Raw genomic sequence first — 20655 nt, 5'->3', positions numbered from 1 at the left:
CTCACCCTGTGCAGGCGCGGGCATCGCGACTGCACGCGAGCGTGCCGGCGAGGGCCGGCGCGCCCAGCTTCGGGGGTGTGGCGCGGCGGGTCTTGAGGCGGCCGCTCGGGAAAGACTGGACTTTGCTTGGATTCCTTGGGAAAACATTGGGGTCGCCCGCAGCACCGGTTTTCGTCCACTCTCGTGCGCTACCCGCCACAGGACGCCATGGACCCGTCAACGCCCGCCCCGCTCGCCTTCGACGACTGCACGATCGACTTCGCCGGCCGGCGTCTGTTGCGCGGGGGCATCGGGCAGCCGCTGGAACCGAAGGCCTTCGCCGTGCTGGCGCTGCTCGCCGGCACGCCCGGCCGGGTCTTCACCCGCGACGAGATACTCGACGCGGTCTGGGGCCACCGCCACGTCACCCCCGGGGTGCTGAACCGGCTGATGACCCTGCTGCGGCATGCGCTTGGCGAGGACGCGAAAGTGGCGCGCTACCTGCACACCGTGCATGGCGTGGGCTACCGCTTCGACCTTCCCGAAGCCACGCCCGACGCGCCGTCACGGGCCGTCCCGGTCCCCGCGTCGCAAGCGCCGACGATGCCGGTGCCGGTGCCGGTGCCGCCTGCCGCGTCACATCCTCCGGTGGCCCGGCGGCGCGCCGGCGACCGGCACGGCATGCCGCGCGCCATGTGGTGGCTGCTGCCACTGCTGGCGCTGCTCGCGGTGGCCGGCTGGCAGTGGTGGCCGCATGCGCCGAGCGCGCCGAAGCCGGCGCCGGAGCGCAGTATCGCGGTGCTGCCGCTGGTCAACGCGAGCAACGACAAGGGACAGCAGTTCTTTTCCGACGGCTTGTCGGAAAGCCTGATCAACTCCCTTTCCCGCTTCGGCGGGCTGAAGGTGATCGGTCGCGATTCCGCTTTCCAGTTCCGCGGCAGCAGGGACGACAGCCGCACCATCGGCCGCAAGCTGGGTGTGTCCTACCTGCTCAGCGGCAGCGTGCAGCACGTGGGCGACGTCGTGCGCATCAACGCCGCGCTGACCAGGGCCGTCGACGGCAGCACGCTGTGGGCCGAGCACTACGATCGCCCGTACCGGAACCTGTTTGCCCTGCAGGACGAAATCGCGTCCGCGGTCATCGGTGCGTTGCAGGTGAAGCTGCTGTCGCCCGGCGAATCCGTCAGGCATGACGACCGGCCGCCCAGCGGCAGCATCGAAGCCTACAACGCCTATCTGCAGGGCCTGAAGCATTGGCACGACGAGGATTTCCGCCGAGCATCCGAATACATGGCCAAGGCCGTGCAACTCGACCCCGGCTATGCGATGGCATGGGCACACCTGTCGGGATCGCTGAGCACCGTCGCCACGTTCTCGAACGAACCCGCCGAGGCCGCCCGCCAGCACATGAACGAGGCAAGGCGCGCAGCGGACCAGGCGCTGCAATTGGCGCCCGGGCTGGGGGCGGCCCACGCGGCCCGCGCCTACCTGATGGTCTACAGCTTCGACCATCGCGGCGCCCTGGCCGAATGCCGTCGCGCCGTGCAACTGGCGCCGGAGGACGGGACCGTCCTCAATGGCTGCGGTTATGTGTTTGCCCAGGTCGGAAAACTGCGCGAGGCAATCCGGTCGAGGCAGCATCTGCTTTCAATCGAACCGCTGTACATCATCAATTACCAGCAGTACGCGAAGCTGTTGCTGGCGTCCGGCCGGCTGGACGAAGCGGAGAAATACCTTGGCACCGCCGAAAGCCTGCCGCAGACGAACGCGCACTGGCGCTATTCATCCTTGTTCCTGCGCATGGCGGTTGCCCTGGCGCGTGGCGACGCGGTCAAGGCCATGGGCAGCGCGCTGCAAATGCCCGCGAAGTACCGCGACCCGTACACGGCGCTGGCGGCCCAGATCGGGCCGGATCGCGCCGCCGCGGACACCGCGCTGGCGAACGCCCTCGCCGGCAAGGCCGAGGCGAACGCCGATCCGCATCTGATCGCGCAGATCTACGCCTTGCGCGGCGATGCCGGCCACGCCGTGGAATGGTTGCAGCATGCTTCGGCCGCCGATCTGCTGTTCCTGCCGACCGATCCGTTCATCCTGAACCTGCGCGACGATCCGCGCTTCATCGCCTTCTGCGAAAGGATCGGCCTGCCGCCCCCGGGCGAAAGCGAAGCGTTGAGCATCGACCAGATCCGCGCCGCGAACGGCACGCGCAACCGCTGAGGCGCAGGAAGCGCCGGGATCGGCGGCAAACCCGGACCCAGCCGATACAATGCGGGCTTTCCGAGCGGAACCGACGACCATGGCCGAGCGCGCGTTCGACGACTACCTGGCCCGCTCCGGCGCCACCCTGGAAGGCTCGCGCTACGCGGCGTGGCTGGCGATCACGCCGCGCCGCCACGGCTTTCCGGTGTATTACGCGATCTGCGAGAACCGCAGCTTCCGCGACAAGGACGTGGCCGAAGCCGCCGCGGCGAAGGCGCTGGCCAACATGACGGGACTGGAGGCGGACGGCACGCCGATCTTTCCCGAGGACTACACCGGCTTCGACGATTAGGCGGGCCGGACCGGCTCGTGGCGATGGACGGCGGGCGGTGCCCGCCCTACGCCGCGGCAGCCAGCGCGCGCAGGCGTTCCACCGCGGCGGGGATGGCCGCGGGCGCATCCACCGTGAGCATGCGCGGCTCGTCGGCGGCCAGGCCGTTTTCCAGTTCGTGCGCCCAGGTCACGTGGTAGGGCATGTGCACGCCCCAGCCGCCCAAGCGCAATACCGGCTCGATGTCCGAGCGCAGCGAGTTGCCGACCATCGCGAACTGCGCCGGCTGCAGGTCGAACTCGCCGAGCACGCGGCGGTAGGCGGCGGCGTCCTTCTCCGAGACGATCTCGATGCGGCGAAACAGGTCGGCCAGGCCCGATTGCGCCACCTTCTTCTCCTGGTGGAACAGGTCGCCCTTGGTGATCAGCACCACCTCGTACTGCTGCGCCACCGCCTCGACCGCGGCGCGGATGCCCGGCAGCAGTTCCACCGGATGCTGCAGCACGGTCTTGCCCAGCTCGATCAAGGCGTGGATGTCGGCCGCGCCGATGCGCCCGTCCGAGACCGCAATGGCGGTTTCCACCATCGACAGCGCCATGCCCTTGGCGCCGTAGCCGAACAGCTTGAGGTTGCGCTGCTCGGTAGCCAGCATGCGCTCGTGCACATCGCGATCGGCCACGTCCACGTAGCGCGCCATGATCGCCGCGAACGCCTCGCCGGCCTGGCGGTAGTAGCCCTCGCTGTGCCACAGCGTGTCGTCGCCGTCGAAGCCGACCAGTTGCAGCATCAGGCGCCCACCCGTGCGCGTACCGCATCCATGTCGCGCACCGGACGGATCTCGATGGCGCCGGTTTGCGACCACGGGAACGACTGCGCGATGCGCACCGCCTCGTCCATGTCGGCCGCCTCGATCAGGTTGAAGCCGCCCAAGTATTCCTTGGTCTCCGCATACGGACCGTCGACCACGCTGGTGCGGCCGTCGCGCACGCGCACGGTGCGCGCGGTCCCCGGCGCTTCCAGCTGCTGCGAATCGAGCAACTGCCCCTGCGCGCGCAACGCGTCGGCCTTGCCGAAACAGCTTTTCATGCGGCTGTCGAACTCGCCCTCGGGCAGCGCGTCCAGCAGCTGGTCGTCGCAATAGATCATCACGAGATATTTCATGGCGTCCTCGGCGGGGAAGGCGGGGCGAAGAGGGATAATGCCGCAATGAACACCCGCGCCGATACCTTCAGCGAATTGTCCTGCCGGCCGATCGCCTTCGTGCGTTCGCCCTACGCGCAGCGCATCGACGCGCCGCACCAGCCCACCGTGGTGGCCGGCACCGAAAGCGGGGCCGCAGTCGACGCGGTGATCGCGTTCGTGGCGGATTTTCCGGCGGCGGCCTGGCGCGACCTGGCCGGCTTCGAGCGGATCTGGCTGCTGTTCGCGTTCCACCGCAGCGAGGGCTGGAAGGCCGAGGTGCGCCCGCCGCGCGGCGGCGGCAAGCGCAGCGTGCTGGCCACGCGCTCGCCACATCGGCCGAATGCGATCGGGCTGTCAGCAGTGGAGCTGGTGGCGGTGGAGGAAGGCGGGTTGCGCGTGCGCGGCGTCGACCTGCTGGACGGCACGCCGATCCTCGACATCAAGCCGTACGTGCCGTACGCGGATGCGTTTCCGGGTTCACGCGCGGGCTGGATCGACGCGATCGACGCGGCGCAGGGCCGGCATTCTGCGCCGGGGCCGCGCAAGCCGCGCAAGCGGCCGCGCGGCGAGGACGTCAGCGGCTCATGAGCAGCTGCCGCAGCAGGTGCTGCCGCCGCTGACGTGGATCTGCCGCGGCTCGGACACGCGGCTGGCCTCGTAACCGGCCTCCTGCAGGGCGGTGATGACCTGGCCGGAGGTCAACTGCGCCGCCACGTCGATCTGTCCCGCGACGGGATCGCCGGTGACCTGCGCGTTGGCGTCATGGGCACGCAGGATGGCGGCGATGGCGCCGGTATCACCGGCAAGATCCTTCACTTGAAACAGCATCGGTACGGTCTCCAGGGTTGAGAGGCGGCACATCCGCCGGGGGCGATGATGGCGCCCGGCACGGCCCGGCGCCCTGACCGGGATCAGGGCAATCCCAGCCGGTGAGACCTGCGCCCGGCAAACTGCCCGGGCCGGCGCGGCTCGCTCCGTCGCCGGCGCCCGATGCATTGGCAGTGGATCGGTTCAGACCTTGGCCGCGCCCGGCACTCCCGCCGGCGCGGCTTTTTTCAGGGCAGCGTCGCGGCCGCCGGCAGCCACGGCGACACGCGCGGGCGCGCCAGCGCGGCGAGCAGTGGCGGGTCGCGCCGGTAGACGTCGGGGCGGAAGCCGACCCGGCCGTCCTCGCGCAGGTCCACCGTCCAGTACGCCAGCAGCAGCGGCACCGGCCTGGGCAGCATCACGGTCTGCGTCTTCAGCGTGTCGATCGCGCGGTCGATGCCCGCGCGATTCCACTGCACCGGATCGTCCAGCAGCAGCTCGGCCAGTTCGCGCGGGCGCTCCACCCGGATGCAGCCGGAGCTGTACGTGCGCTGCTCGCTGGCGAACAGTTCCTGGTGCGGCGTGTCGTGCATGTACACCGCGTAGTCGTTGGGGAAGCGGATCACCAGCCGGCCCAGCGAATTGCCCGGGCCGGCGTCCTGGCGCAGCACGATGCCGCGCGGGTTGGCCCAGTTCACGCTGGCCGGCGACAGCTCGCGGCCCTGGCTGTCCAGCACGCGGATGCGGTTGGCGGCGAGGTAGCCCGGGTTCCTGCGCAGCTTCGGCAGGATGTCGTTCTTCAGGATGGTCGGCGGCACCGTCCAGGTCGGGTTGAGCGTGAGGTAGGTGATCTTCGACTTGAACACCGGCGTGCTGCGGTACGGCTTGCCTACCTGCACGCGCGAGCGCCATACCGGCTTGCCGTCCTTGTAGTAGACGACCTGGTAGCCGGCGATGTCGACCACCACGAACTCGCCCTGCAGCTGGTGCAGCAGCCAGCGCGCGCGCTCCAGGTTCGCGCGCAGCTGCTCGATGCGCGTGGTGACCGGCACGTTCAACGCGGCCAGGGTGGCCTTGCCCAGGTGGCCGTCCGCGACGAGGTAATGTTCGCGCTGGAATTGTTTCAGCGCAGCTTCCAGCGCCGGGGCGTACAGGTCATCCATGCCCTCGCCCACCGCAAAGCCGACCCGTTGCAGGCGCTCGCGCAGCGTCGGCACGCGCGGATCGTGGCTGCCCGGTTTCAGCGTGGGGCCGTCGGCGATCACGGGCCAGCCGCCCTGCGCCGCCACCCCGCGCAACTTCGCCAGCGCCGCACGCAGCTGGGCGTAGTACGGGTGCTGCGGCCGCGCCCGCGCGAACAGCTCGCCGATCGTGTCCTGCGCCAGCGCCTCGCGCACCGCCTGCAGGCCCCGCGCCTGATCGAGCTGGCGCGGGTCGAAGTTCCAGTGCGTGTCCAGCGTGGCCGGATCGACCTTGCCGCGATACAGGTGCAGCAACGCGGTGAAACAGGCGTCGGTGGCCAGCAGGTCGAACTGCGCGCGTTGCTGCGCCGTGGCCTGCGGGTCGTCCAGCACGTGGCGCCGACGTTGCAGTTCGTCCAGCGCGTAGTCCTGCGGGTCGAGGCCGTCGGCGGCCATGCCGCGCAGCGCGGCCAGCAACTGGTCGAGGTCGTCCGGTCGCGTCCATGCCGGCGCGAACCGGTTCTGCTCGTAGAACGCCGCCACCGCGGCGACCGGCGCCGCGGCCGTCGCGCCATCGGCCTGCGCGACGCGCCATTGCTCGATCCGTTCGCGGATCTGCTCGGCCACCGGGCCCGGCGGCGGGGCCACGGTTTGTTCCATGCCGACCGACTCGACTGCGGCCGGCTGTGCAGGCGCCGCGGCGACCGCCAGCCAGCCCAGCAAGGCGGCAGCGCAAACGGCGCGGGAAAAGCCGGACGACATGGAAAGTCCTGTGCGGGAGGATGCGACCAGTCATAGCACAACCGCCGGCCGGCGCAGGCGGGCGCGGCGACCGGTCGCACGGGACAGGTTCTTAACGATCGACTGCTAGCATCGACGCCTGTTCGCGCCCCAAGCCCAAGCCGTCCCGATGAGTCGACTGCGCCTCCTTGCCATCCTGCTGCTGCCGCTCTGTGGTACGGCGCACGCGACCGCGCCGACACTGCGCGACACGCTCAGCAAACTCGCGCCGCAGGCGAATCCGCAGGTGATCGCGCTGGCGCTGGCGGCCACCGACTGCGCCGCGGCGCAAGGCCAGCCGCCGCCCGCGCGACTGGCGGTGATCGACTATTCCCGGCCATCCACCGAGCCGCGGCTGTGGGTGTTCGACCTGGCCCGGCGCAAGCTGCTGTATCAGGAACTGGTGGCGCACGGGCGCAACACCGGCGAGAACCTGGCGAGCAGGTTCTCCAATGCGCCGGAAAGCCGGCAATCCAGCCTGGGCCTGTTCCGCACGCTGGACACCTATGCCGGCCGCAACGGCTACTCGCTGCGCCTGCAAGGGCTGGAGCCGGGTACCAACGACCGCGCACTGGCGCGCGCGCTGGTGATCCACGGTGCGGCCTACGTCAACCCGGCACTGGCCCGCGAGCAAGGCCGCATCGGCCGCAGCTACGGTTGCCCGGCCGTGCGCAGCGCGATCGCGCGACCGCTGATCGACGCGCTCAAGGGCGGCCAGTACGTGTTCTCCTATTATCCCGATGCCAGGTGGCTGGGCGCCTCGCCCTACCTCAAGTGCAGCGGCGGACTGGCGATGACGCCCGCGCTCAGCGCGCCTTGATCCATCCGCACGGTTGCCCTCCCCGCGGAGCGCGCGGCGGGCAACCTCTCACTCGCGAGTCTGCTGCAGGCTCGCGCCGCCCTCGTCCGACGTCACCGGCAGGCGCAGGATCAGCAGCCACAGCAGCACCACCAGCGCGGCCAGCAGCCACGGCAACCAGGCGTGCCCGCGGAACCACCAGATCGTGCCGGCCATCGACAGCGTGACCAGGCCCAGCGCCATCCAGCGCGCGCGCCGCGAAATGCTGCGCTCGCGCTCCCACCGCGCGATCGCCGGGCCCAACCGGGGCAGCGAGAGCAGCCAGCGATGCCAGCGCGGCGAGGCGCGCGACCAGCACGCGGCCGTCAGCAGCAGGAACGGCACGGTCGGCATCACCGGCAGCATCAGGCCGATCAGCCCCAGCAACAACGCCACGCCGCCGGCGATGAACAGCAGCCAGCGCACCAGACCGGTGTGGCGGGGATGTGCGGGGTGCGGGTCGTGTCCACCGCCCTGTTCCGCCGGCTGCCCGCGATCGGACGACTTCACGTTGCGCGCTTCGGCCGGCCTTCGCGGGCCTTGTACAGACGCCGGTCGGCTTCGCCCAGCGCGGCTTCCAGCGAGGCGTCCGGCACCACCGTGGTCGCGCCCATGGTGAAGCCGATCGGCGCAGCGGCGCGATCGGCATCGAGCCGGTCGACCACGCCTTGCGTCAGCTCCTCGCCGGCTCCGCGCAGCAACACCAGGAACTCGTCGCCGCCGAGGCGGATCACTGCATCCTGCGGCCGCACATGGTTGCGCAGGAACGTCGCCATGGCCACCAGCACCTCATCGCCGCGCGCGTGGCCATGGGTGTCGTTGACCTGCTTGAAATGGTCCAGGTCGAACACGATGCAGCCCCAACCCGCGGCCGGCCCGGCCGTCAGCTCGGCCAGATAGCGGCGATTGAAGCAGCCGGTCAGTGCGTCGTGGATCGACCACTCGCGCAACTGGCTCTCCTGGCGGAAGCGCTCGGTGACGTCCAGCGCATGGCCCAGCACGTAGGGATCGTCGCCCTCGACATCGTCGTCGAGCACGTTGTGGTATTGCCACACGTGTTCGCTGCCATCCTTGGCGATCACCTGCAGCATGCCCGTGTCGCTGTCCTTGCGCATGATGCGCAGCAGATATTCGGCGAACCGCGGGCGCTGTTCGGCGCGCATGAAATCGGTCAGCGGGCGGCCGATCATCTCGCCCACCGAATAGCCCAGCGACTTGGCCGCCGCCGGGTTCACCGACAGCAGCACGCCCTCGTGGTCGTGCGTGCAGATCAGGCCGGGGCTGTACTGGAACAGCTTGCGGTAGCGGCGGTCGCTGGCCTCCAACGCCGCGATCGCGCGCCGCTGCAGGGTGATGTCCTGGAAAGCGCCGGCCAGCCGCAGCGGGGTGCCATCCTCGGCGCGTTCCACGATGCCGACCGCGCGCACCCAGATCCTCCGGCCAGTGGCGGTGGTCAGTGGCAGTTGCAGATCCCATCCCTCGCCGGTGTCGATGCTCTTGCGCACGGCCGCGTCGATCACCGGCCGCGCCCCCGCATCGTAGAAGCTCACCGCTTCTTCCAGGCTCGGGTGGAAACCCGGCGGCACGTCGTGCAGGCGGCAGGTCTGGTCCGACCAGGTGATCGCCTTGGTGGCCAGGTCCAGCTCCCAGCCGCCGGCACCGAGCAGGCATCCGGTGCGTTCGAGCAGCGCTGCGTGGGTGCGCCGCTTCGGTTCCGTCTCGCGGGCCGACTCCGGCGGCTGCCGCAGCGACGGTGCCGTGCCGACCGGCGCGGGCTTGTTCCGGTGCGCGACCGGCCGCGTTTCCAGCACCTGTGCCACCGCGCGGGCCAGTTGCCGCAGCGTCTCGTGTTGCCGCTCGTCGAGTGTACCCGGCACGCGATCGAGCACGCACAACGCGCCCGCCTTCGCGCTCTCGCCCCGTCTGATCGGCACGGCGACGAAGCAACGGATGCCCGCCGCGCCGGCAACCAGAGGATCGTCGGCGCAGCGCGGATCGAGCCGTGCGTCGGGAATCGCCAGCACGCCGGAACTCGCCTTGGCCAGCACCCGCAGCACGCTCGGCTCGTCGATATCCGCCGCCGGCCCATGCACGGCGAGCCCGCGGCCGTCGGCATCGACCAGCACGATCAGCGCAAGCGCCCGCCCGCTCGCCGCCGCGGCGCTGCGCACGAGTGCATCGAACAGCGGCTCGGCGCGAGTATCCAGCGCACCCATGGCGCGCAGCGTCGCCAGGCGCAGCGTTTCGTCAGCGTGGTGGGAGGCAGCGGACATACGGGGCGGCAATCGGCTCGCGGGTCGGCACATCGTGTGGCCACCGTAGCAGTCCGCATCTGAATCGGCCACGCACGCGACCGCAGTTTCGGCCGCTGCCGCCACGAAAAAGCCGCCCGGATCGCTCCGGGCGGCTTCGTCATGCCGCCCTCAGGCGACGCGGGTCACTCGGCGCTGCCGTCCAGTCCGCGACGCTCCAGCAGCGGTTCGATCCGCGGCTCGTGGCCGGCGAAATCGCGGAACAGCTGCAGTGCATCCTTGCTGCCGCCCTGCGACAGCAGGGTCGCGCGGAAGCGGTCGCCGTTGGCCCGGGTCAGGCCGCCGTGGCTCTTGATCCACTCGACCGTGTTCGCATCCAGCACCTCGGACCAGATGTAGGCGTAGTAGCCGGCCGCGTAGCCGCCCATGATGTGGCTGAAGTACGGCGTGCGGTAGCGCGGCGGCACCGGCGCGTAATCGGTGCCGTTGGCCTTCAGCGCGGCCGCCTCGAAAGCCATCACGCCGCCGGCGTCGGGGATCTTGTCCGCGCCGAGCTGGTGCCAGCTCTGGTCGAGCATCGCCGCGCCCAGATACTCGGTGGTGGCAAAGCCCTGGTTGAACTTCGAGGTGGCCAGCACCTTGTCCAGCAGCGCCTTGGGCATCGGCGCGCCGGTCTGGTAGTGCCTGGCGTAGTTGGCCAGCACGCTGGGCCAGTCGGCCCACATCTCGTTCACCTGCGAGGGGAACTCGACGAAGTCGCGCGGCACGCTGGTACCGCTGAAGCGCGGGTACTTCACGTTGGAGAACATGCCGTGCAATGCGTGGCCGAACTCGTGGAACGCCGTGGTCACCTCGTCCCAGGTCAGCAGGGTCGGGCCGCTGGTCGGCTTGGTGATGTTGAGGTGGTTGGCTACCACCGGCAGGTTGCCGGTGAGCCCGGACTGGTCCACGTAGGAGTTCATCCAGGCACCGCCGCGCTTGGACGGGCGCGCGTACATGTCGGCCAGGAAGATCGCCAGCTGGCTGCCGTCTTCATTGTAGACGTCGTACACCAGCACGTCGGGGTTGTAGACCGGCAGGTCGGTGCGCTGCTTGAACTTGAGTCCGTAGAGCTGGCCGGCGGCGTAGAACACGCCGTTCTCCAGCACGTTCTTCATCTCGAAGTAGGGCTTGAGCTGGCTCTCGTCGAAATTGTATTTGTCGGCGCGGACCTTCTCCGTGTAGTAGGCCCAATCCCACGGCTGCAGCGCGAACGTGGGCTGGCCCTTCGCCGCCTGTTCCTTGTCGATCATCGCCTGCAACGCGACGCCTTCGCGCCTGGCGTTGGCGACTGCCGCCGGCGCCAGCTTGCCGAGCATGGCGTTGACCGCTTCCGGCGTTTTCGCGGTCTGATCGGCCAGCACGTAGGCAGCCCAGGTCGGGTAGCCGAGCATGCCCGCCTTCTCCGCACGCAGCTTCATCACCTGCGACACGATCGCGGTGTTGTCGTACGCGTTGCCGCGGCTGCCGCGGGTAATCGAGGCCTTGTACAGGCGCTCGCGCAGCGCGCGGTTCTCCAACTGCGCCAGCGGCGGCTGGCCGGTGGTGTTGAGCAGGGCGATCACGTACTTGCCATCGAGCCCCTTCGCCTTGGCGGCGGCGGCCGCGGCGTCGATCTGGGCGTCGGTGAGGCCGGCCAGTTCGGCGCGGCTGTCCACCACCAGCGCCGAGTCGTTGACCTCGGCCAGCACGTTCTGGGTGAACTTGGTGCCGAGCCTGGCCAGCTCGCCGTTGATCTGCTTCAGGTGCGCCTTGTCGGCGTCGGACAGCCTGGCGCCGGCCCGCACGAAATCGGTGTGGTAGCGCTCGATCAGCCGCACGCCCTGCGCGTCCAGGCCCAGGCTGGCGCGCGCGTCGTACAGCTTCTGGATGCGCGCGAAGAGCGCCGGGTCCAGCGTGATCGCGTCGCGGTGCGCGGCCAGCTTCGGCGCGTACTCGGCCTGCAGCTTCTTCAGCGCATCGTTGTTCTCGACCCCGGACAGGCTGAAGAACACGGTCGAGGTGCGCTGCAGCACGTCGCCGGATTTCTCCAGCGCGATGATGGTGTTGTCGAAGGTCGGCGCAGCGGGGTTGGCGCTGATCGCCGCCACTTCACGCAGCTGCTCGGCCATGCCGCGGTCGAACGCGGGCGCGTAGTCGCTGTCCTTGATCCTGTCGAACGCGGGGTAGTGCAGCGGCAGCGTGCTTTCGGCGAAGAACGGATTGGCGCGGACGTCGGCAGCCGCCGCGTGGGAGGCGTGTGCGCCGGCGTGCTGCTTGTCCGCCGCGGTGTCGGCATAGGCCGCCATGGAGCTGGTCAACGCGATCGTCATCGCCAGGGAAAGGGTGGGCTTCATCAAGGTCTGCTCGACGTGGGGGAACCCCGATCCTACCCAAAGCCTGTGCCACGCACCCATGACTAAAGCCATGGGTGAACACCGCGAGATCCGCTACAACGGGTCCGCATGCGTGGCGAAGAAAGCCTGCAGGAACGCTTGCCGCGCCGCCCCGTGGTCGACCTCGGTACGGCAATGCGCCGCAATCACCTGGCGCAGCAGTCCGCCAGCGGATTCGCGCACCGCGGGCCAGGGCGGCAGGTCCGCGCCGTTGGGATCGCCGGTCTTGATGAACTGTGCAAAGTAGCCTTCCATCGTGGCGGACGCGGCGCGGTCGGCAGCCGTCCACGCGTAGACCGGATTGCCCGCCAGGTTGCCCAGCGCGTACTCGATCTCGCCGCTGTGCACGGCGCCGGGATCGGGCGTTTCACCCGGCGCCGGCGCCAGCTTGGCCGGGCGCGGCTGGTCGAAATAATAGAAATACACCGGCGCGCCGCCGTGGCGGAGCTGCAGGTCCATCCAGCGCCAGGTGGTGTGCGCGATGAACATGTCGCCGGCCAGCGCGGTGGCGGAGGATTTCACCTGCGTCGCGTCGTCGCCGGGGTACAGCGCCAGTGCGTGCGCCGCCTGCGTGCCGAACAGCCGCTTCAGCGCTGCGCGGTAATTGGCAGGGGTCGGCGGCTGATCTTTCAGGATCGCGGTGTAATGGCTCTCCTGCGAATTGCTCCCCAGCAGCAGCGGCACCGGTGCCTGCCCGCCGCGGGCCATGGTGGCCGCTGGCGGCTCGCGCAGGAACCAGCCGTCGAGATTCGCGTCGGCGTCGCCGTGCTGCTCGCGCGTGGCCTGCAGCAGGCGATCGGCCGGCAACGCACGCAGCGCGGTCAGCGAGTCGGCGCCGAGACGCTGCGCGAACGCCTCGCCGCGGCGCTCCATCGTCGCCAGCGGCACCGGCGCGATCGGCGCGATCAGGGCGCCGCTTTCGCCGATCGCGCGGGCAAACAGCCCGCGCGACAGCGGCGAGGTCATCAGCGCGCTCACCGCGATCGAACCGGCCGACTCGCCGGCGATCGTCACCTGCGCCGGGTCGCCGCCGAAAGCGGCGATGTTGTCGCGCACCCAGCGCAGCGCGGCGACCTGGTCGAGCAAGCCGTAGTTGCCCGCCGCGTGCTGCGGCGATTCGGCGGCGAGGGCCGGCGTGGCGAAGAAGCCGAATACGCCCAGGCGATAGTTCACCGTCACCGTGACGATGCCGCGGCTGGCCAGGTTGGCGCCGTCGTAGCGCGGCTCCGAGCCGTCGCCGGCAACGAACCCGCCGCCGAAGAAATACACCAGCACCGGCAGCCTGGCGGTCGCGCCTGCAGGCTTCCACACGTTGAGGTAGAGACAGTCCTCGCCCATGCCGGCGGAGCGGAACCGCATGTCGCCGAACAGCGGCAGCTGCATGCAGCGCGGGCCGAAGCGCGTCGCCTGGCGCACGCCGCTCCAGGCCGGAGCGGGTTGCGGCGGTTTCCAGCGCAGCGGACCGATCGGCGGCGCCGCGTACGGAATACCCTGGAACTCTTCCAGCGCCATGCCGTTCGCCTTCGCAAGCTTGCCTTCGATCCTGCCATCGGCCAGTGACACGCGAGGCGGAGGCAGCGGGGCGGCGGCGTGAGCCGCGAAGGCAGCGAGGCCGATCACCCCGGCGAGGATGCTGGCGAGCAGGCGCGCCTTCCGCGGCGCGGGTGATGCAGTCGGATCGAACATCGTGGCGGCCCGTGAATACCTGCCTTGCAGCCTAGGCGCCGGCCTGGTCGATGTCATCCCTGGGCGCAGCGCCTCAGACCTCGTCCGCGCCGCACACATCCATCGCAACCGGCTTGGCGCAATCGGCCTGCACGGCGACCGCGGGTGCGGCACGGCGCGCGCTGGCCTGCTGCGACGACGACGGGCTGGCGGCCAGCATTGCCCCCATCACCAGCACGCAGACGCTGGAGCAGGCAACGAACAGCATGGTCAGAAAGATGGATTCGAATTTCATGACGCGTTCTCCGATTGAACAGAAAGTCCCTGTGCTGTCCATGGAGCAATCGGCGTGCCAACCCGAAAATTTGTTGCAAGCTTTTGATTTACTTTATGTTTGATGTCGATTGCCGCTGCGGGCGGCTGTCCGCGGACAGCGTCGCCCGTGCGGCCGGACAACGGTTCAGCCCGCTGCGTCCGCGAGGTTGCACACGGGCGCACCGGCCAGTCACACTCCATTAACATACCGCTTAGTACATTATCCCCATGTCGTGAGACACGCTTCCCACCGTGCGGCGAGGCTCCCCCTCCTCCTCCGCACCCGACACAGATGGACCCCCAACCCGCAGACTCCCCTCTGCGGGTTTTTTTTCGTGCCTGTGCCGCTACTCGCCCGGTGCGTACTTTTCGTGCAGCGCCACCGGCGCCACCGGGCGCTGCGTGCGCCGGCGGATCGCCAGGTTGATCAGCTCCACGAACACCGAGAACGCCATCGCCGCGTACACGTAGCCCTTCGGGATGTGCTGGCCGAAGCCGTCCGCCATCAGCACCAGGCCGATCATGATCAGGAAGCTCAACGCCAGCACCTTGACCGTGGGGTGGCGCTCGACGAACTCGCCCAGCGGCCTGGCGAACATCAGCATGAACACGATCGAGGCCAGGATCGCGGTGACCATCACCCAGCGCTGATCGACCATGCCCACGGCGGTGATGATCGAGTCCAGCGAGAACACGATGTCCAGCAGCATGATCTGCACGATCACGCCGCCGAAGGTGGCCGTCGCCGCGGCCGCGCCGCCGGTGCTGACGTGCTCGGTGGCGCCCTCCAGCTTCTGGTGGATCTCGTGGGTCGCCTTGCCGATCAGGAACAGGCCGCCGCCGATCAGGATCAGGTCGCGCCACGAGAAAGCGTGGCCGAACAGCTCGAACAGCGGCGCGGTGAGTCCGACGATCCAGGCAATCGCCAGCAACAGGCCCAGCCGCGACACGGCCGCCAGCATGATGCCCAGGCGCCGCGCCTTGTCGCGTCGTTCCGGCGGCAGCTTGCCGGCCAGGATCGAGATGAAAATGATGTTGTCGATGCCCAGCACCAGCTCGAGCGCGGTCAGCGTGGCGAGGGCGATCCAGATTTCGGGGTTGGCCAGTTGTTCCATGGGTGGTCTCTATCGAAGGGCGCCGGCCGGAAAGCATCCTGGCCCGCGGAAACGGCGAAGGCGCGCAAGCACGCTTCACGATGGGTTCTGGACGCCAAAGGGCGGGTTGATGCTCCGGTGAGGCTCTGGGGCCACGGCGGAAAGGCATCTTTGCAGGACGCACCTTCGCCGTGGGACGGCGAAGGTCTTGCTCGCAAATGGCTGTGCCATTTGCTGCTGCACCGGGGCGCAAGGCCCGTCATGACGGCGACAGCGATCGGGAGCTACTCCCCTTCAGCGGTCGATGCTAGCACAGCCCCGGCGCGTGACCACGCCGGGCGGCCGGCGTCAGCCGGCCGGATGCGCCAGCGCAAAGTCGATCGCTGCCACCACCGCCGCCACCTGGGCGTCGTTGCACTGCGCGGGCGTGGCGCGCGGGCTGTCGGGGTAGACCTCGGTGGTGGTCTTGAACGGCGCGGCGGTGATGCCGGCGCACAGGCCGAGCCGGCCGTAGTCGTATTCGATCACGCCATGCGCCACCACCGGCGAGCCGATGATGGTGCCGTCGGGGTCGGCCGGCGCGATATGGGTGACCTTGGCCACCGCGGCAATGATCGCCTGCTGGAACGCGGGCTGCGGCTGCGCGCTGTCGGCGCACAGGTAGAAGCCATCGGGAATCGTGCCGGGTTCGAACGGCTTGCCGTCGCGGGCCGCCAGGGCCGGGCGGAACTCGGCCTCGTCGCTGTCGGTGGTTTCGTGCAGATCGATGTGCATCAGCACGCGCTCGCGCAGCGGCGCCACCAGCGCCATCAGCGCGGCCGATTCCTGTGCCGGGCTGTGCGCATGGAACGAGCGGTTGGGATCGAGCGCAGCAGCATTCCAGCGCTGGATGCGTTCGTAGCCCCACGGGCTCACGCACGGCACCACCAGCAGGTTGGCCCGGCCGGCGAGGTCTGCCGCATGCTGCTCGGCGAATTGCAGCGCACCGTGCACGCCACTGGTTTCGTAGCCGTGGACGCCGCCGGTGACCAGCATCACCGGCAGCTCGTCGCGCCAGGATGCACTGCGCAGGGCGTACAGCGGATGGCGTGCGTCGGGATAGGCCAGCTCACCGTACGGTGCCACCGCCCAGTGCGCGCGCAGCGCGTCGATCCGGCGCAACACGTCATCCGCGTAGCTGCGCTGCACGCGCTGGCGCGAGCGCCATGTCTCGCGTTCGGCCTCGCCCCAGGGCTGGAGCGCCGTGCCTACGGGATAGAAGCTGGACTGGTTCATCGTGGTTCCGTGCGTGGGCGACGGGAAGCCGACGGCCGCGCCGCCGGTCCCGATGACCTGGGGACGCTTACTTCGCGCCGCCGTTCGCGGCACCCTTGGCCGGCAGCGGTTCGAGGTTGAAGCTGATCGTGGTGAGCTTGGCGTCCAGACCCTGCACGACGTCGCTGGTCAGGTCGTTGCTGGTGTTGCCGCCGAGCACCGCGTCGCGGTTGAGCAACAGGCCGCACTGGTGCTTCTTGTAGCTGGCGGCAACCACCGGCTGCGCTTCCTGGCCGATCCGCTGCATCACCTTGGCGCGGGTGAGCTGGATGCGCTCGTTCTGCTCGCCGGCCTGCGACTGGAAGGTCTGCATGCGCTGCTGCAGCGCCGCGCCCTGCTGCTTGCGCTGGTCCTCGGTGAGCGAAGCGGCCTTTTGCTGGAAGGCCTGGATGTCCGCATCCAGCGGCTTGCGCTGGTTCGACAACTGGCTGTTCGCCTGCTCGGCCAACTGGCCCAGCCGCTCGCTGGCGGCCTTGCCGACCTTGGACTGCGCGAACACGGCCTCGCGCGAGAGCATGCACACGCCGGCCACCGCGTTGCCGCCGAGCTCGTCGGCGGCTTGCGCGCTCTGGGCGTGCGCCCCCTGGACGGGAACGACGGACAAACCGGTGGCGAGGGCGAGCGCGGCAGCGAGCGTGAGACGAGGCAGGTTCATGGTGGCGGTTCCGGATGAATTGAGGTCACGAGTTCAGCCGACCACATGCCGGCTGCGTGGTTCCCCAGCATAGCCGATCGCGCGCGCGTCGCGATTCAGCGCCCGTTCGGGGCGCCCCGCGGCGGCGGCGCCACGCTCCGGTTGGCTGCACGCACCGCCCGCACGAAGCCGCCGAACGGAATGTCGGTGATGCCGACCAGGCCGATGTGGCTGTTCTCGCCGTCGAGCAGACGACCGGCGAGCGGCTGATCGGCGTACTCGAACCAGTGCGCGCCGACCACCAGCGGGTTCGTCGTGGCGGCGGCGAGATAGCGCGCGTAGGCCGCGCCGCGTGCGGCCTCGTCGGCCACCGGCACCACGCCCGCACCGAACGGGCCGCGGTCGTTCGATCCGAAATGGAATTCGCCGAGCAGCACCGGCCGATCCAGCGTCCGCATCAACGCCATGTCGACGTGATGCTGCGGCAGGTCGGCATAGGCGTTGAAGCTGACCACGTCGCAATACCGCGCGCAGGCGGCGACGGCCTCGGGCGTGTACACCGCGAAGCGTCCGCCCAGAAACAGGTGATGCGGATCGTGGCGGCGGAGCGCCGCGGCCACGATGCGGAAATAGGCGTCGGCGTAGCGGCGCAGCCAGTGGCCATAGTCGCGGGCGAGTGCCGGATGCGCCTCGTTCGGCGCCGGCGCCGCATAGCCGGTGGCCTGCAGCGCATCCCATGAACGCAGCTCGATGCCCCAGGCTTCACCCAGCGCCTGCGGCGTGGCGTACTGCTGGCGCAGCATCGCGACGAAAGCCTGCTTGGCCGGGCTTCGCGCGTCGCCGGCGAGCGTGCCCCGCGCCAATCCCCAACGCCCTTGCGGCCCTTCGCCGGCCCACGCCAGCTCGTTGTCGGCGAAGTAGCCGAGCAGCCACGGATCGTCGGTCACACCCGCGCTGGCCTTCGCTACCGCCGCCTCGGTGGCGGCGGCAAAGCGCGGGTCGAACGGATCGGGCATGCGGCCCCAGTAGTCGTAGCCGCTGGCGACGTCGGCATAGTCGCCGGCGATGTTGATCGAACGCGTATACGGCAGGCGATGCGCGGCACCCAGCGCGGCATCGCTCCAGTTGCCGAGGGTGTTGAAGCCCCAGGCCTGCAGCCGATCCAGCGTGCGCTTGCGCCAGGCGGCCGGCCAGTCGCTGCCGTCGATCCGGTGGAGATTGGCTGCGTAGAGATCGAACCAGCGGCCGTGGTTGTACGCGATGCCCTGGCTGGCGCCTTCGCCCGGGCGCCGGCTGTCGCCGCGTCCGTAAAAGGCCGCCCATTCGCCGCGATCGGGCGGCAGGTCGTCGAACATGAACTCGCGACTCTCCACGTAGCTGCGCCCGCCGCCGGCGTTGACCGCATTGACGCCCAGCGAGAAGAACGCGTGGCCGTCGGGCGTCACCAGCCACCAGCGACCGCCCCGCTTTTGCACGTGGAACCAGCCCGTGCGATCCAGCGCCTGGCCTGGCTGTCCACCGTAGGCATCGGCGGCCGGGGCCGCGCTGCCCGCATCCGCGTGCACCGCCGCGCGCAAGGCGGCATCGGAGCCGATCTTCTCCGGCCACTGCGCGCGGGTGGATTGCCCGTAACGATCGACGATGCCGGCGTAGGCCGCGTGCACGGTCGGCTCACCCGGCCGCGTGCCGATGCCGCCGAGCAGCAGTGTCTGTTCCGCTTGCGGCGAGGGGATGCCGAGGCGGATGGCTTGCACGCGGCGCCGGTCCAGCGCGCCACGCACGGTGATCGCCAGCAACACCTTGTGACCACCATCATCGAACGGCATCGGCGGGCCGACCTGCATGCCCTGCGCGCGCGGCGAGCTGGCGCGCAGCGGCACCACCAGCGTCTGCGCCGGTCCCGGCGGCAAGCCCACGCGCGCCTGCAGGCGCCGGCCGGCGCTGTCGATCTCCACATCGAGCGTGACCGCCCACGGCATCGCGTTCTGCACGCGCAGGTGCAGCTCGCCCTGGTCCGACCAGTCCCACGTCCCGCTGCGCGGCACGAGCACGATCGACGGCTGCGCCGCCGGTGCGAAGGTGTAGCGGCGCTGGGGCACGCCGTCGGCGGCGTGCTCGACACCGCCTACCCGTCGCACCTGCTCCAGCTGGAGGGTGCCGACGACCTCGCGGCGCGCCGCATCCATGCCCGCGGCATGGCCGGCGCCCAGCAGGGCCAGGCCGAAGCAAGCCATCCACACACGCACGTTCATCGGCGTCCCCGCCGGCAGCAACCCGCCGCCAGCCTACGCCAGCGGATGCCGGCGCACCCAGCGCTGCCAGCCGTAGTACACCGGCACGCCCAGCGCGATGATGACCAGGCTCATGCCGGCATCGCGCGGCGCGTGGATCGCGCTGGCGACGATCACGCCGAACACGGTGACGACGAAGATCAGCGGCAGCAACGGGTAGAACGGCACCCGGTACGGCGCCGGCTCGTCGATGAAATGCTTGCGGTACCAGAACAGCGTGCCGATGCCGAACACGTGGCCCAGCCACTCGCCGACCGTGGTGTAGTTGAGCAGCTGGCCGAAGGTGCCGGACAGCGCCAGCACCACCGCCCACGCCCCGAGCACGGCCAGCGCCACCTGCGGTGCACGGGTGCGCGGGTCGACCCGCCCCGCGGCGCGGAAGAACACCCCGTCGGCACCCATCGTCTGCAGCACGCGCGCACCACCGGCAACCGCGATCGCGCAATAACCGAAGGTGGAGCAGGCGATGCCGACCGCGATCACGGTGGCGCCGCGCTCGCCGAACAGGCGGCGCAGCAGGTCCGCCGCCGGCGCGTCGCTGGCGGCGAGGCCGGCATGCCCCAGGCCGGAGAGATAGGCGCAGTTGGCCAGCAGGTAGCAGATCACCACGCCGGTCATGCCCATGCCCAACGCGCGCGGCAGGGTGCGCTGCGGATTGCGCACCTCCCCGGCCAAGTCGTTGAGGTAGTGGAATCCGCCATAGGAAAACAGCACCGGCAGCAGCGCACCGGCGAACGCCCACGGCGAGGCTGGCGTGGCCGGCTGGCCGATCAGCGCCACGCCCAGGTGTTCGTGCGCCAGCACCAGGCCGGTGATCACCAGCAGCGCGATCGCCAGCAGCTTGAGCACGGTGAACACGTTCTGCAGCCAGGCGCCGGCGCGAATGCCGAACAGGTTGATGCCCACGATGAACACGATCGCGCCCACCGCCACCGGCTTCACGTAACCCTGCCCGCCAAGCCCCAGCGCGCTGCACAGGTATTCGGCGAACATCGTCGCCACTGCCGCCACGCTGCCGGGATAGTTGATCAGCGCCATCGTCCAGCCGAACAGGAACGCCGGCATCAGGCCGAACGCCTCGCGCAGGTAGACGTAGATGCCGCCCGCCTGCGGCCGCCGCGCGCCCAGTTCGGCGTAGCACAGCACGCCGGCCAGGGTCAGTCCGCCGCCGATCGCCCACAGGATCAGCAGTTCGACGCCCGATGACGTATGCCGCGCCACCGTCGACGGGGTGAGGAAAATGCCCGCACCGATGACGCCGCCGATGACGATCATCGCGGCGTCCCAGGTGTTCAGGCGGCGGGCGTAGGCATTGGCGGGTTCGGTCAGCACGCCGGCTACCTTGCCATTGTCGGGGACGCTTTCACCAGTCCCGTCTG

The 20655-nt window shown here is 69.8% G+C and carries 18 protein-coding genes; 4 read left to right on the top strand and 14 right to left on the bottom strand.

Going from position 1 to position 20655, the window contains the following annotated elements; translation table 11 throughout:
- The first annotated feature begins 207 nt into the window (after window positions 1–207).
- Complete coding sequence (locus ACVCMI_RS03875) at window positions 208–2196, top strand: winged helix-turn-helix domain-containing tetratricopeptide repeat protein (RefSeq protein WP_447097385.1); 1989 nt, start codon at window positions 208–210, stop codon at window positions 2194–2196.
- A gap of 79 nt (window positions 2197–2275) precedes the next feature.
- Window positions 2276–2530 (top strand): hypothetical protein, encoded by a 255-nt coding sequence (locus ACVCMI_RS03870; RefSeq protein WP_447097386.1) that lies wholly within the window; start codon window positions 2276–2278, stop codon window positions 2528–2530.
- Between the two features lie 46 nt (window positions 2531–2576).
- Here ACVCMI_RS03870 and ACVCMI_RS03865 read toward each other — a convergent pair whose 3' ends face one another.
- A complete protein-coding gene (locus tag ACVCMI_RS03865; protein ID WP_447097387.1) occupies window positions 2577–3296 on the bottom strand; it encodes an HAD family hydrolase in 720 nt (239 codons plus the stop codon).
- Window positions 3296–3670, bottom strand: a complete 375-nt coding sequence (locus ACVCMI_RS03860) for a YciI family protein (RefSeq protein WP_395116106.1) — start codon at window positions 3668–3670, stop codon at window positions 3296–3298. Before ACVCMI_RS03860 ends, ACVCMI_RS03865 begins: the two co-directional genes overlap by 1 nt.
- A 45-nt stretch (window positions 3671–3715) precedes the next feature.
- Between ACVCMI_RS03860 and tsaA the strand changes: the two genes are divergently transcribed.
- Window positions 3716–4279 (top strand): tRNA (N6-threonylcarbamoyladenosine(37)-N6)-methyltransferase TrmO, encoded by a 564-nt coding sequence (tsaA, locus tag ACVCMI_RS03855; RefSeq protein WP_447097388.1) that lies wholly within the window; start codon window positions 3716–3718, stop codon window positions 4277–4279.
- Here tsaA and ACVCMI_RS03850 read toward each other — a convergent pair.
- Both ACVCMI_RS03850 and ACVCMI_RS03845 read right to left on the bottom strand, forming a co-directional pair.
- Entirely contained in the window at window positions 4274–4519 is a 246-nt protein-coding gene (locus ACVCMI_RS03850) for a hypothetical protein (RefSeq protein ID WP_395116102.1), read from the bottom strand. The two genes, tsaA and ACVCMI_RS03850, sit on opposite strands and share 6 nt — an antisense overlap.
- Before the next feature lie 227 nt (window positions 4520–4746).
- Window positions 4747–6441 carry a L,D-transpeptidase family protein gene (locus ACVCMI_RS03845; protein ID WP_447097389.1) on the bottom strand — a complete coding sequence of 565 codons (1695 nt, stop codon included), beginning with the start codon at window positions 6439–6441 and terminating at the stop codon, window positions 4747–4749.
- Window positions 6442–6589: 148 nt separating this feature from the next.
- On the opposite strand from ACVCMI_RS03845, the gene ACVCMI_RS03840 reads away from it, so the two are divergent.
- Window positions 6590–7279: a murein L,D-transpeptidase catalytic domain family protein gene (locus ACVCMI_RS03840; protein WP_447097390.1), complete on the top strand. Its 690-nt coding sequence runs from the start codon at window positions 6590–6592 to the stop codon at window positions 7277–7279.
- 48 nt (window positions 7280–7327) lie between these two features.
- Here ACVCMI_RS03840 and ACVCMI_RS03835 read toward each other — a convergent pair whose 3' ends face one another.
- The 10 genes from ACVCMI_RS03835 to ACVCMI_RS03790 form a co-directional block, all read right to left on the bottom strand.
- On the bottom strand, window positions 7328–7807 hold the full coding sequence (locus ACVCMI_RS03835; protein ID WP_447097391.1) for a YbaN family protein: 480 nt from the start codon (window positions 7805–7807) through the stop codon (window positions 7328–7330).
- Complete coding sequence (locus ACVCMI_RS03830) at window positions 7804–9570, bottom strand: sensor domain-containing diguanylate cyclase (protein ID WP_447097392.1); 1767 nt, start codon at window positions 9568–9570, stop codon at window positions 7804–7806. The genes ACVCMI_RS03835 and ACVCMI_RS03830 overlap by 4 nt, the downstream gene beginning before the upstream one ends.
- A 164-nt stretch (window positions 9571–9734) precedes the next feature.
- The gene (locus ACVCMI_RS03825; RefSeq protein ID WP_447097393.1) at window positions 9735–11924 is read right to left on the bottom strand and encodes a M3 family metallopeptidase; all 2190 of its coding nucleotides are present in this window, start codon (window positions 11922–11924) and stop codon (window positions 9735–9737) included.
- A gap of 93 nt (window positions 11925–12017) precedes the next feature.
- On the bottom strand, window positions 12018–13649 hold the full coding sequence (locus ACVCMI_RS03820) for a carboxylesterase/lipase family protein (RefSeq protein ID WP_447097394.1): 1632 nt from the start codon (window positions 13647–13649) through the stop codon (window positions 12018–12020).
- 73 nt (window positions 13650–13722) lie between these two features.
- Entirely contained in the window at window positions 13723–13923 is a 201-nt protein-coding gene (locus ACVCMI_RS03815; RefSeq protein WP_395116088.1) for a hypothetical protein, read from the bottom strand.
- Window positions 13924–14290: 367 nt separating this feature from the next.
- On the bottom strand, window positions 14291–15058 hold the full coding sequence (locus tag ACVCMI_RS03810) for a TerC family protein (RefSeq protein ID WP_447097395.1): 768 nt from the start codon (window positions 15056–15058) through the stop codon (window positions 14291–14293).
- Between the two features lie 327 nt (window positions 15059–15385).
- On the bottom strand, window positions 15386–16312 hold the full coding sequence (locus ACVCMI_RS03805) for a M14 family metallopeptidase (RefSeq protein WP_447097396.1): 927 nt from the start codon (window positions 16310–16312) through the stop codon (window positions 15386–15388).
- Window positions 16313–16379: 67 nt separating this feature from the next.
- Entirely contained in the window at window positions 16380–17006 is a 627-nt protein-coding gene (locus ACVCMI_RS03800) for an OmpH family outer membrane protein (RefSeq protein ID WP_395116082.1), read from the bottom strand.
- Between the two features lie 95 nt (window positions 17007–17101).
- The gene (locus tag ACVCMI_RS03795) at window positions 17102–19237 is read right to left on the bottom strand and encodes a beta-galactosidase (RefSeq protein WP_447097397.1); all 2136 of its coding nucleotides are present in this window, start codon (window positions 19235–19237) and stop codon (window positions 17102–17104) included.
- Between the two features lie 33 nt (window positions 19238–19270).
- The gene (locus ACVCMI_RS03790) at window positions 19271–20608 is read right to left on the bottom strand and encodes an APC family permease (protein ID WP_395116078.1); all 1338 of its coding nucleotides are present in this window, start codon (window positions 20606–20608) and stop codon (window positions 19271–19273) included.
- Window positions 20609–20655 lie beyond the last annotated feature (47 nt).

It is taken from the genome of Rhodanobacter sp. UC4448_H15 (genome assembly GCF_052978265.1).
The sequence above is the reverse complement of the archived record's forward strand: the minus strand, read 5'-3'. Positions and strand labels throughout refer to the sequence as shown.

Excerpts from the sequence above, each read along its gene's own strand:
- ACVCMI_RS03875 (WP_447097385.1), top strand. The coding sequence starts at position 208 with ATGGACCCGTCAACGCCCGCCCCGCTCGCCTTCGACGACTGCACGATC.
- ACVCMI_RS03870 (WP_447097386.1), top strand. The coding sequence starts at position 2,276 with ATGGCCGAGCGCGCGTTCGACGACTACCTGGCCCGCTCCGGCGCCACC.
- ACVCMI_RS03865 (WP_447097387.1), bottom strand. The coding sequence starts at position 3,296 with ATGCTGCAACTGGTCGGCTTCGACGGCGACGACACGCTGTGGCACAGC.
- ACVCMI_RS03860 (WP_395116106.1), bottom strand. The coding sequence starts at position 3,670 with ATGAAATATCTCGTGATGATCTATTGCGACGACCAGCTGCTGGACGCG.
- tsaA (WP_447097388.1), top strand. The coding sequence starts at position 3,716 with ATGAACACCCGCGCCGATACCTTCAGCGAATTGTCCTGCCGGCCGATC.
- ACVCMI_RS03850 (WP_395116102.1), bottom strand. The coding sequence starts at position 4,519 with ATGCTGTTTCAAGTGAAGGATCTTGCCGGTGATACCGGCGCCATCGCC.
- ACVCMI_RS03845 (WP_447097389.1), bottom strand. The coding sequence starts at position 6,441 with ATGTCGTCCGGCTTTTCCCGCGCCGTTTGCGCTGCCGCCTTGCTGGGC.
- ACVCMI_RS03840 (WP_447097390.1), top strand. The coding sequence starts at position 6,590 with ATGAGTCGACTGCGCCTCCTTGCCATCCTGCTGCTGCCGCTCTGTGGT.
- ACVCMI_RS03830 (WP_447097392.1), bottom strand. The coding sequence starts at position 9,570 with ATGTCCGCTGCCTCCCACCACGCTGACGAAACGCTGCGCCTGGCGACG.
- ACVCMI_RS03825 (WP_447097393.1), bottom strand. The coding sequence starts at position 11,924 with ATGAAGCCCACCCTTTCCCTGGCGATGACGATCGCGTTGACCAGCTCC.
- ACVCMI_RS03820 (WP_447097394.1), bottom strand. The coding sequence starts at position 13,649 with ATGTTCGATCCGACTGCATCACCCGCGCCGCGGAAGGCGCGCCTGCTC.
- ACVCMI_RS03815 (WP_395116088.1), bottom strand. The coding sequence starts at position 13,923 with ATGAAATTCGAATCCATCTTTCTGACCATGCTGTTCGTTGCCTGCTCC.
- ACVCMI_RS03810 (WP_447097395.1), bottom strand. The coding sequence starts at position 15,058 with ATGGAACAACTGGCCAACCCCGAAATCTGGATCGCCCTCGCCACGCTG.
- ACVCMI_RS03805 (WP_447097396.1), bottom strand. The coding sequence starts at position 16,312 with ATGAACCAGTCCAGCTTCTATCCCGTAGGCACGGCGCTCCAGCCCTGG.
- ACVCMI_RS03800 (WP_395116082.1), bottom strand. The coding sequence starts at position 17,006 with ATGAACCTGCCTCGTCTCACGCTCGCTGCCGCGCTCGCCCTCGCCACC.
- ACVCMI_RS03795 (WP_447097397.1), bottom strand. The coding sequence starts at position 19,237 with ATGAACGTGCGTGTGTGGATGGCTTGCTTCGGCCTGGCCCTGCTGGGC.